The organism is Nocardioides ginsengisoli (assembly GCF_039537225.1).
GTDB lineage: Bacteria > Actinomycetota > Actinomycetes > Propionibacteriales > Nocardioidaceae > Nocardioides > Nocardioides ginsengisoli.
This window is the reverse complement of the sequence record NZ_BAABAC010000048.1, coordinates 1-16,020: the sequence shown is the minus strand read 5'-3', so window position 1 is coordinate 16,020 and position 16,020 is coordinate 1. Positions and strand designations below refer to the sequence as shown.

General features: G+C 72.5%; 14 protein-coding genes. 7 read left to right on the top strand and 7 right to left on the bottom strand.

Annotated features, from left to right (window positions below):
- From AB4880_RS23605 to AB4880_RS23595, 3 genes are all read left to right on the top strand, one after another.
- Positions 1-299: glycerol-3-phosphate dehydrogenase C-terminal domain-containing protein (locus AB4880_RS23605; RefSeq protein ID WP_367921672.1), on the top strand; the 299-nt coding region annotated here is incomplete at its 5' end.
- A 69-nt stretch (positions 300-368) separates the two neighbouring features.
- The gene (locus AB4880_RS23600) at positions 369-1,394 is read left to right on the top strand and encodes a sigma-70 family RNA polymerase sigma factor (protein WP_367921671.1); all 1,026 of its coding nucleotides are present in this window, start codon (positions 369-371) and stop codon (positions 1,392-1,394) included.
- A 5-nt stretch (positions 1,395-1,399) separates the two neighbouring features.
- On the top strand, positions 1,400-1,978 hold the full coding sequence (locus AB4880_RS23595; protein ID WP_367921670.1) for a TIGR03086 family metal-binding protein: 579 nt from the start codon (positions 1,400-1,402) through the stop codon (positions 1,976-1,978).
- A 26-nt stretch (positions 1,979-2,004) separates the two neighbouring features.
- On the opposite strand, the gene AB4880_RS23590 is transcribed toward AB4880_RS23595, so the two are convergent.
- From AB4880_RS23590 to AB4880_RS23580, 3 genes are all read right to left on the bottom strand, one after another.
- A complete protein-coding gene (locus tag AB4880_RS23590; protein WP_367921669.1) occupies positions 2,005-3,474 on the bottom strand; it encodes an NAD-dependent succinate-semialdehyde dehydrogenase in 1,470 nt (489 codons plus the stop codon).
- Positions 3,475-4,114: 640 nt separating this feature from the next.
- Positions 4,115-6,043 carry a penicillin-binding transpeptidase domain-containing protein gene (locus tag AB4880_RS23585; RefSeq protein ID WP_367921668.1) on the bottom strand — a complete coding sequence of 643 codons (1,929 nt, stop codon included), beginning with the start codon at positions 6,041-6,043 and terminating at the stop codon, positions 4,115-4,117.
- Positions 6,044-6,090: 47 nt separating this feature from the next.
- Positions 6,091-6,528, bottom strand: a complete 438-nt coding sequence (locus tag AB4880_RS23580; protein ID WP_367921667.1) for a MerR family transcriptional regulator — start codon at positions 6,526-6,528, stop codon at positions 6,091-6,093.
- A gap of 62 nt (positions 6,529-6,590) precedes the next feature.
- On the opposite strand from AB4880_RS23580, the gene AB4880_RS23575 reads away from it, so the two are divergent.
- The gene (locus tag AB4880_RS23575) at positions 6,591-7,511 is read left to right on the top strand and encodes an NAD(P)/FAD-dependent oxidoreductase (protein WP_367921666.1); all 921 of its coding nucleotides are present in this window, start codon (positions 6,591-6,593) and stop codon (positions 7,509-7,511) included.
- Here AB4880_RS23575 and AB4880_RS23570 read toward each other — a convergent pair.
- A complete protein-coding gene (locus AB4880_RS23570) occupies positions 7,508-8,128 on the bottom strand; it encodes an aggregation-promoting factor C-terminal-like domain-containing protein (RefSeq protein WP_367921665.1) in 621 nt (206 codons plus the stop codon). The genes AB4880_RS23575 and AB4880_RS23570 overlap by 4 nt on opposite strands.
- Before the next feature lie 16 nt (positions 8,129-8,144).
- Positions 8,145-9,872 carry a DEAD/DEAH box helicase gene (locus AB4880_RS23565; RefSeq protein WP_367921664.1) on the bottom strand — a complete coding sequence of 576 codons (1,728 nt, stop codon included), beginning with the start codon at positions 9,870-9,872 and terminating at the stop codon, positions 8,145-8,147.
- Positions 9,873-10,055: 183 nt separating this feature from the next.
- Between AB4880_RS23565 and AB4880_RS23560 the strand changes: the two genes are divergently transcribed.
- Together AB4880_RS23560 and AB4880_RS23555 are read left to right on the top strand one after the other, a co-directional pair.
- Positions 10,056-11,600 (top strand): fibronectin type III domain-containing protein, encoded by a 1,545-nt coding sequence (locus AB4880_RS23560; protein WP_367921663.1) that lies wholly within the window; start codon positions 10,056-10,058, stop codon positions 11,598-11,600.
- Between the two features lie 42 nt (positions 11,601-11,642).
- Positions 11,643-13,217, top strand: coding sequence for an endonuclease/exonuclease/phosphatase family protein (locus tag AB4880_RS23555; protein WP_367921662.1), 1,575 nt, complete (start codon positions 11,643-11,645; stop codon positions 13,215-13,217).
- A 3-nt stretch (positions 13,218-13,220) separates the two neighbouring features.
- On the opposite strand, the gene glmS is transcribed toward AB4880_RS23555, so the two are convergent.
- Positions 13,221-15,050, bottom strand: coding sequence for a glutamine--fructose-6-phosphate transaminase (isomerizing) (gene glmS / locus AB4880_RS23550; RefSeq protein ID WP_367921661.1), 1,830 nt, complete (start codon positions 15,048-15,050; stop codon positions 13,221-13,223).
- A 16-nt stretch (positions 15,051-15,066) separates the two neighbouring features.
- Positions 15,067-15,330 carry a hypothetical protein gene (locus tag AB4880_RS23545; RefSeq protein ID WP_367921660.1) on the bottom strand — a complete coding sequence of 88 codons (264 nt, stop codon included), beginning with the start codon at positions 15,328-15,330 and terminating at the stop codon, positions 15,067-15,069.
- Positions 15,331-15,566: 236 nt separating this feature from the next.
- Here AB4880_RS23545 and AB4880_RS23540 point away from each other — a divergent pair, with 236 nt between their 5' ends.
- Positions 15,567-15,701: a hypothetical protein gene (locus AB4880_RS23540; protein ID WP_367921659.1), complete on the top strand. Its 135-nt coding sequence runs from the start codon at positions 15,567-15,569 to the stop codon at positions 15,699-15,701.
- Positions 15,702-16,020 lie beyond the last annotated feature (319 nt).

Here is a 16,020-nt window from a genome sequence, read left to right as displayed (position 1 = left end):
CCCGGGCCGAGCGGCCCGGCGAGGCGCGCCTCATCCGCCGCTACGGCGACGACGCCGGCCTCGCCCAGGCCGCGGCCGTCGCCGCGAGCGGCTGGCCGGACGACGAGCTGCTCGCGCCGATCGCCGACGGGCTGTCCACGGTGTGGGCCGAGCTCTTCTTCGGGGTGACCCACGAGGGCGCGGCCGACGTCGACGACCTTCTCGACCGCCGTACCCGGATCGGGCTGGTGCCGGCCGACCGGGCGCTCGCCCTGCCGGCTGCCGAGAAGGTTCTGGAAATCTGCGCCGCGCGCCGATGAGTTCCGCCCCTGCGCGCAGTCTCCTCATCAGGCAGACTGGCGAGAGCAAGGGGCGCGACGATGGGGAGCATGGTGACGGAGCAGACGCAGACCGGACCCGCGAGTGACGAGCTGGCCGACTTCGATGCACTGACCGGCCGCTACCAGCGTGAGCTGATGGCGCACTGCTATCGGATGAGCGGCTCGGTGCACGAGGCCGAGGACCTGGTCCAGGAGACCTTCCTGCGCGCCTGGAAGGCGTCGGCGAGCTTCCAGGGCCGCAGCTCCGTGCGCACCTGGCTCTACAAGATCGCCACCAACGTGTGCCTGACCAACCTCGAGAACAAGCCGCGCCGCCCGCTCCCCACCGGCCTTGGCACCGCCGACTCCTCACCGGCCGACGAGCTCGTCGAGGACTACGAGGTCCCGTGGCTCGAGCCGATCCCCGACGCGGCGGTCGAGGTCGCCGAGCGTGACACGATCCGCCTCGCGTTCGTCGCCGCGCTCCAGCACCTGCCGGCGCGCCAGCGCGCGGTGCTCATCCTGCGCGACGTCCTGCGCTGGTCCGCCGCCGAGACGGCGACCGCCCTCGACACCACCACCGCCGCCGTCAACTCCGCCCTGCAGCGCGCGCACGCCCAGCTCGCCGAGCGCGGACTCACCCCCGACACCGTCGAGCCCGACCTCGAGCCGGCCCAGCGCCAGCTGCTCGACGCCTACCTCGCCGCCTTCTGGCGCAAGGACATCGACCAGATCGTCCAGCTCCTCAAGTACGACGCCACCTGGGACATGCCGCCCTTCCTCAACCACTACCGCGGGGTCGAGGCGATCGGCGAGCTCATCGGCACCAAGTGCCCCGGCGGCTGCAACGACATGCCGATGGTCGAGACGGTGGCCAACGGCCAGCCGGCGTTCGGCCTCTACATGCGCCACCCCGACGGCCACTTCGAGCCCTTCCACCTGCAGGTGCTGCAGATGGCCGGCAGCGGCGACGAGCAGCGGGTCGAGCACGTGACCGCCTTCTTCGACCGGCGCCTGTTCCCCCGCTTCGGGTTGCCGGAGCAGCTGCCGGCCGACTACGTGCCGGTTCCGGGCGCGCCCGCCTGCGCGGGCTGACCCCGATGACCGCCGCGCCCGTCCCGGCCGGCCTCGTCCCGGGACTGGACCTGCTGCAGCGCGCGCTCGACTACACCCGCGGCGCGCTGGCCACCATCACCTGCGCCGACGTCGACCGACCCACGCCGTGTGCCGGCTGGACGCTCGCCGACCTGCTCGCCCACATGGAGGACGCCCTCGACGCCTTCGCCGAGGCGGCCGACGGCGCGGTCGGGCTGCACAGCGCGGCGCCCGCGCCGCTCGAGGTCCGGGTCCGCAGTCTGCAGACCAAGGCGTGCGGCCTGCTGGCGGCCTGGATGCGGGCGGACTCGTCGTACGTCACGATCGGGGGGCACCCGCTGCCCATCGACGCCATCGCCCGGCTGGCGGCGCTCGAGATCGCCGTCCACGGCTGGGACGTCGGGGTCACCACCGGCCGCGGCACACCCTTGCCCGAGCCCCTCGCCGACTCGCTGCTGCCGACCGCGCTGCGGATCGCGCTCGAGGGCGACGAGCGGTTCGCGCTGCCGGTCCCGGTGGCCACCGACGCGCCCTCGGGCGATCACGTCCTCGCGCTGCTCGGGCGGCACAGCCGGCCGGCGTAGTCAGCCGGCCGAGTCAGCCGGCGTCGTCAGCCGGCCGGCAGCGCGACGTACGTCGTGTCGAGGTACTCCTCGATGCCCTCGAAGCCGCCCTCGCGCCCGAACCCGCTCGCCTTCACGCCGCCGAACGGCGCCGCCGGGTTGGAGACCAGGCCGGTGTTGATGCCGAGCATGCCGGTCTCGAGGCGCTCGGCGAGCCGGATGGTGCGGGCCAGGTCGCGGGTGAAGGCGTAGGCGGCGAGGCCGTACTCGGTGGCGTTCGCCAGCCGGATCGCGTCGTCCTCCTCGGTGAAGGTGGTGATCGGCGCGACCGGTCCGAAGATCTCGTTGCGGACCGCGTCGGCGTCGGCCGGGACGTCGGCCAGCACGGTCGGCGGGTAGAAGAAGCCGTCCCCCTCGGGTGCCCGGCCACCGGTGAGCAGCCGCGCGCCGCGGTCGACGGCGTCGTCGACGATCGCGGAGACCGAGGCGACCGCCTTCTCGTCGATGAGCGGACCGACCTGGACGCCGACCTCCTGGCCGCGCCCCACCTTGAGCGCGCCCATCCGCGCGGCGAGCTTGCTGCCGAACTCCTCGGCGACCGAGGCCTCGACGAGGAAGCGGTTGGCCGACGTACAGGCCTCGCCCATGTTGCGCATCTTGGCGATCATCGCGCCCTCGACGGCGGCGTCGAGGTCGGCGTCGGCGAACACCAGGAAGGGCGCGTTGCCGCCGAGCTCCATCGACACCCGCTGGAGCTGTCCGGCGGACTGCTCGACGAGCCGCTTCCCGACCCCGGTCGAGCCGGTGAAGCTCACCTTGCGCAGCCGCGCGTCGGCCTGCAGCGTCCGGCTGAGGCCACCGGAGTCGGACGTCGTCACGATGTTGAGGACGCCGGCCGGCAGGCCCGCCTCCTCCATCAGCGCGGCGAGCAGCAGCATCGTCAGCGGGGTCTGCGCGGCGGGCTTGACCACCATCGTGCAGCCGGCCGCGACGGCGGGGCCGATCTTGCGGGTGCCCATCGCGAGCGGGAAGTTCCACGGGGTGATGAACAGGCACGGACCGACCGGCTTGCGGACGGTCAGCAGCCGGCTGCCACCGGCCGGGTTCTGCATCCAGCGACCGTGGATCCGGACCGCCTCCTCGGAGAACCAGCGCAGGAACTCGGCCCCGTAGGTCACCTCGCCCTTCGCCTCCGCGATCGGCTTGCCCATCTCGAGGCTCATCACCAGCGCCAGGTCGTCGGCGTGCAGCGTCACCAGTCCGAACGCCCGCCGCAGGATCTCCCCGCGCTCGCGCGGCGGGGTCGCCGCCCACCCGTCCTGCGCCTTGACCGCCGCGTCGAGCGCCGCCTTGGCGTCGTCGAGCGTGCCGTCGGCGACATCGGTCAGGACCGAGCCGTCGGCCGGGTCGAGGACGTCGATCCGACCGCCGCCGCTCGGCGGGACCCAGGCGCCGCCGACGTACAGCTGGCGGCGCGACTCGGGCAGCAGGTGGTGCAGGCGCTCGCGAAAGGTCATGGGCCCACTCTGGCACTCGCCCGGTCACGCCGCGAGAGCCAAAAGAGCAACCCACCGCGACCACGCGCGAGTGATCCTGAGAACGCGTGCGGCGGCCTGGCCGCCCCAACAACCTCTCGCCCAGCGAACATCAACCACGGCCCGGCAGCGCGGCGAAGCCGCCCCCCGGCAGCTTGCTGCCCCCAGGGCAGGCGCAGACGCGCTCGCCCCATCGGCCCGGTCTGGCCGCCATGCGACCTCGCACCCAGCGAACCTCGACCGCGGCCCGGCAGCGCGGCGAAGCCGCCCCCCGGCAGCTTGCTGCCCCCAGGGCAGGCGCAGACGCGCTCGCCCCATCGGCCGGGTCTGGCCGCCATGCGACCTCGCACCCAGCGAACCTCGACCGCGGCCCGGCAGCGCGGCGAAGCCGCCCCCCGGCAGCTTGCTGCCCCCAGGGCAGGCGGAGACGCGCTCGGGCCATCCAAAACGGAGAGAGCCCCTCATTGCATGGGGTCAACGAGGGGCTCAGTCGTATCGGTGCTCCCTCCGAAGTACGACTGATCTCACGATAGCGCGCGGACGGTGAGGGTCAAACCCGGATCCCGATTTTTCCCCGATCGGTGACCGGTGTTCGGGACCTAGGTCCTATCCGGGATCCGGGTTAGCGTGCCCCGCGCAGGAATGCCTCGAGCAGTGGGCCGGCGGTGCGGGAGCCGGACTCGCCGGTGTTGACGAAGACGGCGACGGCGAGGTCGCCGTGGGCGGCGACCATCCAGGCGTGCGTGCGGACCGTGCCCTTGTCGTCGTACTCGGCGGTGCCGGTCTTGGCGATCACGGGGGCGCCGGGGAGGCCGAGCAGGCCGCGGCCGCTGCCCTCGGTGACGACACCGCGGAGCATGGTGCGCAGCTCGCGGGCCTCGACGGCGGTGAGGGGCTTGGCGGCGGCGGGGACGGCGACGTCGACCTGGTCGACGAGGCGGGGGACGACGGTCTTGCCGGCCTGGATGCTCGCGATCACGGTGGCCATTGCCATCGGCGAGGCGAGGATCTTGCCCTGGCCGATCATGTCGGCGGCGCCCTCGGTGTCGCTGGCGGCGGGCGGCACCGCCCCGAAGTACGACGGGAAGCCGAGGTCGTGGTCGACGCCGAGGCCGAGGGTGGCGGCGGCCGCGCTGAGGTCGCCGTCGGTGAGCTTGGCGCGCTGGCTGATGAAGGCGGTGTTGCAGGACTGGGCGAGCGCGCGGCGCAGCGCGATGGTGCCGATAGCGGAGGCCGGGTAGTCGGAGTAGTTCTTGAACTGCTTGCCGTTGACGTTGACCGTCGGCGTGCAGGGCACCGGCGAGTCGGGGGTGAGCCCGGCGCGCAGCAGGGCGAGCGAGGTGACCATCTTGAACGTCGACCCGGGCGCGAACTGCCCGAAGGTGGCGTAGTTCTGCCCACCGGTGCCGGAGCCGTTGGCGGCGGCCAGGATCGCGCCGTCGCTGGGGCGGAGGGCGACCAGCGCGCTGGCCGGGCCGGTGTGGGCGAGGACCTGCTCGGCGAGCGTCTGGAGTCGCTGGTCGAGGGTGATCGCGAGCGGCTTGCCGGCGACGGCGTCGTGGCGGAACAGGACGGTGCGCTGCGCGGTGTCGGCCTTCGGGTCGAGGTAGACGACCCGGCCGGGGGCGCCGCGGAGCTGGTCGTCGTAGCGCGCCTGCAGGCCGGAGACGCCGGCGGTGTCGCCGTTGCGGTAGACGTCGGGGCTCTTCTTCACCATCTCGGCGGTCACCGGGCCGACCCGCCCGAGGATCGGCGCCGCGAAGTCGCGGGTCGGGGCGAGGGCGAGCTGGGCGCTGAGCTGGGAGAAGCCGGCGATGTCGGCGGCACGCGCGTCGACGGCGGGCGGGATCTGGTCGGCGCGGTAGGTGATCGCCTCGACGAAGGCGCGGGGGCCGGCGGTCCGGACCGCCTTGACGTAGGCCGGCACGTCGATGCCCACGAGCGTGGCCAGGGCGCGGGCCGAGGCGGGCGCCTGGGCGGCGGGCACCTTGCCGCGGTCGATGCCGAAGCGCATCACGGCGCGCTCGGTGACCAGCACCTGGCCGCGCGCACCGGTGATGTCGCCGCGGTCGGACGGCTGGGTGACGGCGTCGAGGACGTCGCCCTCCTTGAGATCGGGCTGGACGACGTCGGGCGCCCAGATCACCGACCAGGCGTCGCCGCTGCCGTGGACCAGCCCGACGGTGGTCTGGTAGGTCCACGGGTCGGCCCCCGCGGAGACCGGCCACGACCAGGCGAGCGTCGCACTCGGCTGCTTGGCGCCGGCGTCGACCTTGGCGACCTTCACGGTGGGCGCGATGCCATCCATCTTGGCGATGACGTCGGCGTAGTTCTTCGCGACCGTCGTGCCCTGCATGCCGTCGTAAGCGAGGGCGGCGAGGGGGTCGGACGTCGCGTCGGCCGCGGGCGCCGCGGCCGCGGTGAGCGCGTCGGCGAGCTTGCGGGCGACGGCCGCTGCGGCGTCGTCGGAGCTCGAGCCTCCGCCGGAGCACGCGCTCAAGCCGCCCACGAGCACGCCGAGGGCCACCAGGACTGCCGAGATCCGCCGCATGACGAACTTTCTACCAGCGCCCCGCGACACAACCCCCGGCGCGCGCCTCAGCGATGACCGCCGAGGAAGGCGATCCCGCGCACCGATCCGTCGACGATGTCGGACACGTGCGCCCGGAAGCCGGGGCAGGTCGCGATGTCGTGCGCGCGGCACTCCAGCGCGTGCTGGGTCATGTGCCGGGAGCGCTCGAGCTCGGCCTGGCGGCGGTCGAGCTCGTCGAGGTGGGCGCGCAGCGCGTCACGGCGGCCGTCGGCGGAGGAGTCGACGAGGACCCGGATCTGGTCGAGGCTCATCCCCGACGCCTTGCTCGCGAGGATGACGGCGACCCGGTAGGCGTCGTCCTCGACGTAGACCCGCCGTCCGGCGCTGTCGCGCGCGGGGAGGAGGAGGCCCTTGTCCTCCCAGTGGCGCAGCACGTGCGGCTCCAGCTCGAACCGCTCCGCCAGCTCGCCGACGGTCCATCGCACACCCGGACTTGACTTCATGTTGACATGAAGTCACACGCTTCTGACCTGCGCAAGTCCTGAACCGCGTGCAAGGAGAAGACATGACCCCGCTGACCTACGATGTCGCCGTGATCGGCGCCGGCTCGGCCGGCCTGCAGGCGGCCCAGACCCTCGGCCGGATGCACCAGACCACCGTGGTGCTCGGCACCGACCGCTACCGCAACGACCCGGCGACCCACATGCACAACTTCCTCGGCCACGACGGCCAGCCGCCGGCGGAGCTCCGCGTCGCCGCCCGCAAGGACGCCGAGGCGTACGACGACGTGCGCTTCGTCGAGGCCGAGGTCACCCGGATCTCCGGCGAGCTGGGCGCCTTCGTCCTCGAGCTCGCCGGCGACGAGCCGGTCCGCGCCCGCCGCGTCGTGCTCGCCACCGGCGTCCACGACACGCTGCCCGCCGTCCCCGGGCTGGCCGAGCAGTTCGGCGACCTGGTGGCGCACTGCCCGTTCTGCCACGGCCACGAGTTCGCCGGCGCCCGCGTCGGCATCCTCGGCTCCGCCCCGCACACCGCCGCGATGGCCTCGATGCTGCGGCCCATCGCCGGCGAGCTGGTCGTGCTGACCGACGGCGCGCGCCTCGACGACGCGACCGCCGCAAGCCTCGACCTGCTGGGCGCAGAGGTGGCGACGGCGCCGGTGACCGCGGTCCGCCGTACCGACGACGGGCTGGAGGTCGACCTCGACGGCGCGCCGCCGATCACGCTGGGCGGGATGTTCGCGAAGACCGCATGGGCGCCGACCGCCCCCTTCGCCGAACAGCTCGGCCTCGACGTCTCCGAGCTGGGCGCGGTGCTCGTCGACGGCTTCGGCCGCACCAACGTCCCAGGCGTGTACGCCGCCGGCGACCTCGCTCAGGGACCGGGCATGCCGATGCCGATGGCATCCGTCCTCGTGGCCGCCGCGGGCGGGCTGCTCGCCGGAGCCGCGTGCGTGCAGGATGCGGCGCTGAACCGGATCGCCTAATACCAGCCGAACTGCTGGGAGTGCTGCCACGCCTTCTGCACGCTGCCGTACCGCGCAGCGACGTAGGCCAGCCCCCAGCGGATCTGCGTCTCCGGGTTGGTGCGCCAGTCGGCGCCGACGACGCCCATCTTCTCGGCGGGCAGCGACTGCGGGATGCCGTAGGCGCCCGAGGTCGGGTTCTCGGCCAGGTGGTTCCAGCCCGACTCGCGGGTCCAGAGCGCGTCGAGATAGGGCCACTGGTCGTTCGGGAAGCCGAACTCGATCATCAGCTGATAGCCCAGCGCGCGGTTGGAGCCGCGGTCGACGTCGGCAGGCGGCGTCGGCGGCGGGAGGTGCTTCGCGATCCGCTCGGCGCGGCGGGCGAGCTGGGCCATGATCGCGGCGTCCGGGATGTCAGCCGCGCGGGCGCCCTCGGGTGCGACCGACGGCGGGGCCGACACGGGGTCGCTCGCGGCCGGCGTCGGGCCCGACGGCCCCGACGGCCCCGACGGCCCCGACAGCGACGCGGAGGTGGTGGCCGGCGGCGGGTCGGCACCGGGCGTCGTACTGCCGCAGGCGTACAGCAACGCGGCCGCCGCACAGGCGGCGGCCGCGCGCACGCGACGGGGGACCCCCATGGGGTCACACCGTAGGTCAGTCCTGGGGACGGCGCGAACGCTTCGGCGGGCCGAAGTCGCGCTGCAGCTCGATGAGCTTGCCGCTGATGCGGGTCTGCTTGAGCTTCTCCCACGCCTCGTCGGGCAGCTTCGCGGGCAGCTCGACGATGGAGTAGTCAGGGCGGATCGTGATCTTGCCGAAGTCGCGCCGGTCGAGGCCGCCCTCGTTGGCGAGCGCGCCCACGATCTGGCGGGGCTCGACGCGGTGGCGCTTGCCGACCTGGATCTTGTACGACGTCAGGTTGCCGCCCGAGCGCGGCCCGCGGTCGCGGTCGCCCCGGTCACGACCACCACGGTCGCCGCGGTCGCCACGGTCGAAGCGGTCGCCGCGGTCACGGTCGAGCTCGCGGCGCGGACGGCGCTCCGGCTCCGGCTCGGGCTCGAGCAGCAGCGGGGTGTCGCCCTGCATCGCGATCGCCAGCGCGGCCGCGACGTCGACCTCGGGGACGTCGTGCTCGCGGATGTAGTGGCTGACGACGTCGCGGAAGAACTCGATCCGCGGCGACTCGAGGGCCGCGGTGATCTGGTCGTCGAACCGGCTCAGCCGGGACTCGTTGATCGCCTCGACGCTGGGCAGCTGCATCTGCTCGAGCGTGGAGCGGGTCGCCTTCTCGATGTGCTTGAGCAGGTAGCGCTCGCGCGGGGTGATGAAGGAGATCGCGTCACCGCTGCGGCCGGCGCGGCCGGTGCGGCCGATCCGGTGGACGTAGGCCTCGGTGTCGGTGGGGATGTCGTAGTTGAAGACGTGGCTGATCCGGGGCACGTCGATGCCGCGCGCGGCGACGTCGGTGGCGACCAGGATGTCGAGCTTGCCGTCCTTGAGCTGGTTGACGGTCCGCTCGCGCTGCGCCTGGACGATGTCGCCGTTGATGGCGGCGGCGCTGTAGCCGCGGGCGCGCAGCTTCTCCGCGAGCGTCTCGGTCTCGTTCTTGGTGCGGACGAAGACGATCGCACCCTCGAAGTTCTCGACCTCGAGGATCCGGGTGAGGGCGTCGACCTTCTGCGGGTAGCTGACCATCAGGTAGCGCTGGGTGATGTTCTCGGCGGTCCGGGTCTTGCGCTCGATGGCGATCTCGACCGGGTCCTTGAGGTAGGTCTGCGACAGCGCGCGGATCTGCTTCGGCATGGTGGCCGAGAACAGCGCGACCTGCTTGTCGACGGGGGTGTCGGCGAGGATCGTCTCGACGTCCTCGGCGAAGCCCATGTTGAGCATCTCGTCGGCCTCGTCGAGGACGAGGAAGCGCAGCTCGGTGAGGTCGAGCGTGCCCTTCTCGAGGTGGTCCATGATCCGGCCGGGCGTGCCGACGACGATGTGGACGCCGCGACGCAGCGCCGAGAGCTGGACGCCGTAGCCCTGGCCGCCGTAGACCGGCAGCACGCTGACGCCGCGCAGGTTGGCGGCGTACTTCTCGAACGCCTCGCAGACCTGCAGCGCGAGCTCGCGGGTGGGGGCGAGCACCAGCGCCTGCGGCTTCTTCTGCGCCATGTCGAGCTGGTCGAGGATGGGCAGCGCGAACGCCGCCGTCTTGCCGGTTCCGGTCTGGGCGAGGCCCATCACGTCGCGACCCTCGAGCAGGTGCGGGATGGTCTGCGCCTGGATCGCGGACGGCGTCTCGTAGCCGACGTCCTTGAGGGCTTTCAGGATCCGCTCGCCGAGACCGAGGTCGGCAAACGTGGCGGTCTCGTTCTCTGCGGTCTCACTCACCCGACAAGGGTAGTGCCGTGAGCCTTCTCACCCCTGATCGTCGGCGCGGTGCGCTCAGTCACGCTCGACCAGGGAGTAGGACCCGGGACATTGGTCCCGGGGTCCCGGAACCGTCCGTATCTAGGAGAACGCCGCCCTCTCGACGTACCGTCCTCGACGGGAGAGTAAAGAGGGAGAAGCACGTTGACTCGTTGGACGAGGGTGCCGCTGGCACTGCTGCTCGGGGCCGTCCTGGCCATCACCGCGACCGTTGCGGGCACGGCCACGCCGGCGCAGGCCGCCGCGAAGCCGGGTCCGGTCGGCGCCGTCACCGCGACCGGCCGCCTCGCCGGGGGCAAGGCGAACGTCGCGCTGAGCTGGCCGAAGGCCACCGGCGCGCGCAGCTACCAGGTGCTGTGGTCGACGTCGCCCGCGATGCGCAAGCCCCACAAGGCCGGCGTCCGCAAGCGGAGCTACACCGTCCGCGGGCTCGCGCTCGGGCGTACCTGGTGCTTCCAGGTCCGGGGCGTCAACGGCCGCAAGCTGGGCAAGCGCTCGCCGGTCGTGTGCCGCCGGGTCGACCGGGTCGGCCAGGCCAGCCCGGTGTGGGTGCACGCGCAGCAGCTGCGCAGCACCGCCTCCGGCCCGCGGGTCGACCTGACCGTGCGCTGGCCGCGGCTGGCCGGCGCGACGTCGTACGAGCTGGACTACCGGCAGGCCAACGACCTCGTCGTCCAGGCCGCCGGCAAGGCCACGCAGCGGGTGCCCAGCTCGGGCGCCGGCGGCGAGCAGGAGACCGTCGTCCCGGGGCTGCTCCCCAACCGGACCTACTGCTTCCAGGTCCGCGGCATGGGCGGCGGTGGCCCGGGGCTGCGCTCGCAGCGGCACTGCAAGGTGACCATGCCCGCCGACCGTGGGCCGCTGTCGCCGTCGGCCTCGATCGACGTCAACGTCACCTCGTGGAACATCTGCGCGGTCGTCTCCGGCTGCCACGCGTGGGGCCCGCGCCGAGACGGCATCGCGAAGCGGATCCGCGCCCTCAGCTCCGACCTGGTCGCCATCCAGGAGGCGGGCATGAACAGCGGTCACACCGTGGACGCCACCGCCGACCTCAACCGGCTGCTCAGCGCCGACTACGGCGTCGGCTGCACCTCGGGCCTGGGCCGCGACCGGATCCTCTACTACAAGAAGAGCACCTACCGGGTCGTCCCGAGCGGCGCCTCGGGCGACACGATCTTCAAGGACGGCGCCGGCCGGTACGTCGGCGGCGCCTGCTGGGTCACCGTCGAGGACCTCGCGACCCAGACCCCGATCACCGTCGCCAGCCTGCACCTCAAGGTCGGCTCCACGACCGCGGACGACGACCAGCGGCGCGCCGAGGCGGCCCAGCTGGTCCGCGCCATCGGCGCCGGCGCGGGCGACCGCGTGCTGCTCGTCGGCGACTTCAACTCCAGCCGCAGCCGCCCGACCGACAAGTCCGGTGACTACCTGGTCGACATCGGCATGCGCGACTCCTACGACATCGCTGCTCGCTACGACTCGAAGACCCACTACGCCTCCGCCCACGGATGGGGCGTGGTCGCGGGGACGACGACGATGTGGGGCGCGCACGTCGACCGCGTCTTCAGCACCCCCGGCATCCACGTCGCGAGCTGGCGGGTGGCCGAGCCGATGAGCGGCGGCCGCTACACCGACCTGCTCTCCGACCACGGACCGCTTCAGGTCGCGCTCCAGGTGCCGATCTCCTAATGTCCTGAGCTACGAGACGACCGCACTGGCGATGGGGGAACTGTGACGGTACGTGCGATGGCGCTCGGCCTGCTGGCCGGCGCGCTGAGCGTCGGCGGGCTGCTCGCGGCCCCGACGCCGGCTCACGCGGAGGTGTCCGCCCGCAAGGCGGAGGCGGTCACCGGTCTGCGGCTGGCGAAGCCGACGACGTCGGGCGACCGGGCCGGGTTCACGGCGAAGTGGCGGCGGACGACGGGCGCGCGCGGCTACCGGCTGCGCTGGTCGACCTCGCCGACGATGAGCCCGGCGACGGGTGCGGGGCCGCGTGGGACGTCGTACGTGCTGCGCAACCTGCCCCAGGGCGTGTCCGTGTGCGTGCAGGTCCGCGCCAAGCTGCGCTCCGGCAAGGGGCCGTGGTCGCCGGTCGTGTGCCGCACGACGCCGCGCCTCGACCGGGTCGCACCGCCGTGGGTCGACGGGCAGCGGCTCGAGGGGGCGCCCGCGAGCACCGTGGCGGTCACGCTCACCTGGCCGCGCACGATCGGCGCGACGTCGTACCAGGTCGACTGGGCGCCGGGCTCCGGCGACGTCCAGCGCAGCTCGGCGAAGAAGACGGGCGGCGCGGCCGTGTCCGGCACGCCGGCCGAGCACCGCACGATCGGCGGGCTCACGCCGAACCGGACGTACTGCTTCCAGGTCCGCGCCGTCGGCAAGTGGGGCACGGGGTTGCGCAGCACGAAGGCCTGCAAGCTCACCATGCCGCTCGACCGGGGGGTGCCGGCGTCGTCCTTCGGGCTGACCATGGCCACCTGGAACGTCTGTAGCTACATGTGCAGGAGCTGGAGCGCCCGCAGCGCCGCCGTCAACGCCCGGATCGTCAACGACATGGACGCCGACGTGGTCGCCGTCCAGGAGGCGCTCAACGCGACGCCGACGATGAACGCCGGACTCACCGGCTACACCCGCGCCTGCCAGGTCGGCGACAACAACCCGGCCCCGCTGCCCGGCACGCAGGCCGGCCGGCAGTCGCTGTTCGTCCGCACCTCGAGCTATGCGGTCGTGCCGGGCACCAACCGCGGCATCCTGTTCTCGCCGGTCAGCGGCGAGGACAACACCAAGGGCGCCTGCTGGGTCGAGCTGATCGACCGCGCCTCAGGCCAGCATGTCGTCGTGGTGAGCGTCCACCTGATGCCCGGCGGCGCGGCGCGCCACGACCGCTACCGCGGCGCGCAGATGCAGGCGCTGCTCACCGCGATCGCCGCGCGCTACCCGGCCGGCGCGCCGCCGATCGTGCTCGGCGGCGACCTCAACTCCTACCGTGGCAAGTACGACGACCTGCCGCGCGTCCGGCTCGAGGCCGCCGGCTTCCGCGACGCCTTCGAGGTCGCGGGCCACTACGGCTCGCCGACCTTCCGCAGCTCGATGAACAACTGGAGCGTCGTCCCGCGCTCGATCTACCCGTGGGGCAACCACCTCGACCACGTCTTCGCCTCGGCCGGCGTCCACGTCGCGAGCTGGCGGCTCGACGAGCCGACGACCGCGACCGCCGCGGGGGATCGCTACAGCCGGCTGCTCTCCGACCACAGCCCGGTGATCGTGTCGCTGCTCATCCCCGCCGCGGCGCTCACGCCCCGCTGACGCTCACTCCACGGTGACGGACTTGGCCAGGTTGCGCGGCTTGTCGATGTCGTGACCGAGGCTGAGGGCCGCGTGATAGGCGAGCACCTGCAGCGGGATGGTGAGCAGGATCGGGTCCAGCTCGCGCTCGTTGCGGGGGATGTCGATCCGGTCGGCGGGGACGTCGCCGAGGTCGACGCCGGGGTGGGTGATCACGACGAGCGGACCGCCGCGGGCGGCGATCTCGTGCAGGGCCGCGACATTGCGCTCGACCAGCTCGTCGTCCGGGACGATGGCGACGGTCGGGACCTCGGGTGAGATCAGCGCCAGCGGGCCGTGCTTGAGCTCGCTGGTCTGGTAGGCCTCGGCGTGCCGGTAGCTGATCTCCTTGAACTTCTGGGCGCCCTCGCGCGCGACCGGGAAGCCGCGCACCCGGCCCACGAAGAACAGGCTCTCGGCCGCGCCGAGCTGCTGGGCGACGGTGGCGAGGTGGTCCTCCATCGCGAGGACCTGCTCGATCTGGCCCGGGATCGCGGTCAGGCCGTTGATCAGCCGACGGCCGTCGGCGATGGACAGGTCGCGGACCCGGCCGAGCTGGATCGCGAGCATCGCGAAGGCGAGGTACATGTTGGTCAGCGCCTTGGTGGAGGCGACCGCGACCTCGGGGCCGGCGTGCAGGTAGATGCCGCCGTCGACCTCGCGGGCGATCGCGGAGCCGACCACGTTGACCAGGCCGATCACGAAGCCGCCCTTGCGGCGCACCTCCTGGACGGCGAGCAGGGTGTCGATCGTCTCGCCGGACTGGGTCACGGCGACGTACAGCGTGTCGGGCTCGACGATCGGGTTGCGGTAGCGGAACTCGCTCGCCGCCTCCGCGTCGGCGGGCACGCGGGCCAGCTCCTCGATGAGGGAGGCGCCCATCTGGCCGACGTAGTAGGCCGAGCCGCAGCCCAGGATCTTGACCCGCTTGATCGCGCGCAGCTCGCGCGCGTCGAGGTTGAGGCCGCCGAGGTGGCCGGTGCCGAAGCGCTCGTCGAGGCGTCCGCGCAGCACCGCCTCCGCGCGGGCGGGCTGCTCGAGCATCTCCTTGTGCATGAACGAGTCGTGCTCGCCGGCGTCGTAGGCCGCCGGGTCGATGTCGACCTTGTTGGCGCGGCGGTCGGTGGCCGAGAAGCCGGTGGCGTCGAGCCGGTACGTCGTGAACCCGCCGGCCGTGACGGTGGCCATCTCGCCGTCGTCGAGGTGCGCGACCGTCGTGGTGTAGCGGACCAGCGCGGCCAGGTCGGACGCGACGTGCATCTCGTGGTTGCCGACGCCGATGATCAGCGGGCTGCCGTTGCGGGCGACGACGATCCGGTCGGGGAAGTCGGCGTGGGTGACGGCGATGCCGTAGGTGCCCTCGATCCGCGAGAGCGCGTCGGCCGTGCGGGCCTCGAGGGTCTTGGCGGTGGAGCGGCCGATCAGGTGGGCGAGCACCTCGGTGTCGGTGTCGGAGCGCAGGTCGACGCCGTCGGCGGTGAGCTCGGCGCGCAGCGCGGCGGCGTTGTCGATGATGCCGTTGTGGACGACGGCGACCCGCTCGACGGCGTCGGTGTGCGGGTGCGCGTTGACGTCATTGGCCGGACCGTGGGTCGCCCACCGGGTGTGGCCGATGCCGACCTTGCCGCCGAAGCGCTTGGGCAGTCCCTCCGACAGGTCACGGACGCGCCCCGCCTTCTTGGCGACCTTCAGGCCGCTGCTGCCGAGGACGGCGACGCCCGCGGAGTCGTAGCCGCGGTGCTCGAGGCGGGTGAGCCCCTCGATGAGCAGGGGTGCTGCCTGCTGGGTTCCGATGTAGCCGACGATGCCGCACATTCCTGGTTTCTCCCTCTCAGCCGTACACGATCCGACGCAGCTGCCGCTCCGACAGCTCGGGTGGCGCGACGACGGTCTGTCGCAGCTCCTCGCGGAGCCGGGCGAAGATCGCCTCGTTCTTGGCGCCATAGGTCTTCAGCTCCGCGTGTCGGCGACGGACCCACTCCTCCACGGACTCCTCGTGGAAGGCGAGGACGTCCTGGACCAGCCGCTGGGCCTGCGCCGCGTCGAGCCCGCTGCTCTCCTGGACGTGCCGGAGCAGGAGCGGGTCGACGTACACCGGAAGAGCGTGCACCCACGCCGGCGGCAATCGCAACTTCCTGCCCGATTTCGGGCAGGAACCGGCTGCATGATCCTGAGGCCGTTGGGACGACCGCCTGGGGTGGAGCGCGAGGGAGGCGGCGGGCGACGTTTCGGGGGTCCAGGTGGAGCGTCGGAGGCGATCACGGGCAATCGGTGGGGAACCGGTGGGGGATGTGCTACTTTGGTGAACACCAGGTGAACAGGAGGTGACCCATGACTGACGCGAACGTGACCACGCATCTCGAGATGCGATGGCTTCCCGTGACCGACGCCAACGGCCGTACTCGGATGGAGGCCGTCTGGGTCGAGGTCGGCCAGCCCGCGGCCGTGCACTCGCACGCAGCCTGACCCCAGCTCTTCGGCGAGCCGCTCCCGCGACAGGGAGCGGCTCGTCGCGCTTTTTTCCTGCCCACGGCAGGGCTGCTCGACGGCCGGGCGGGCACCGGGAGGGGCGTGCGCCGTTCACGCCCTGTTCACCAAGGTGACCCAGACCACATCTTGAGCCGGAATGGTTGACGTGTCATCGTTGGTTAGGAAGACTGTTGAGACTTCAACTAATCCACCCGAGCAAGGAGCACACCCGATGACCGAGAACGCTGCCCTCACCGACATCACCGGCGACTACACCCTCGACGTCTCGCACAGCCGCCTCGGCTTCGTGGCCCGC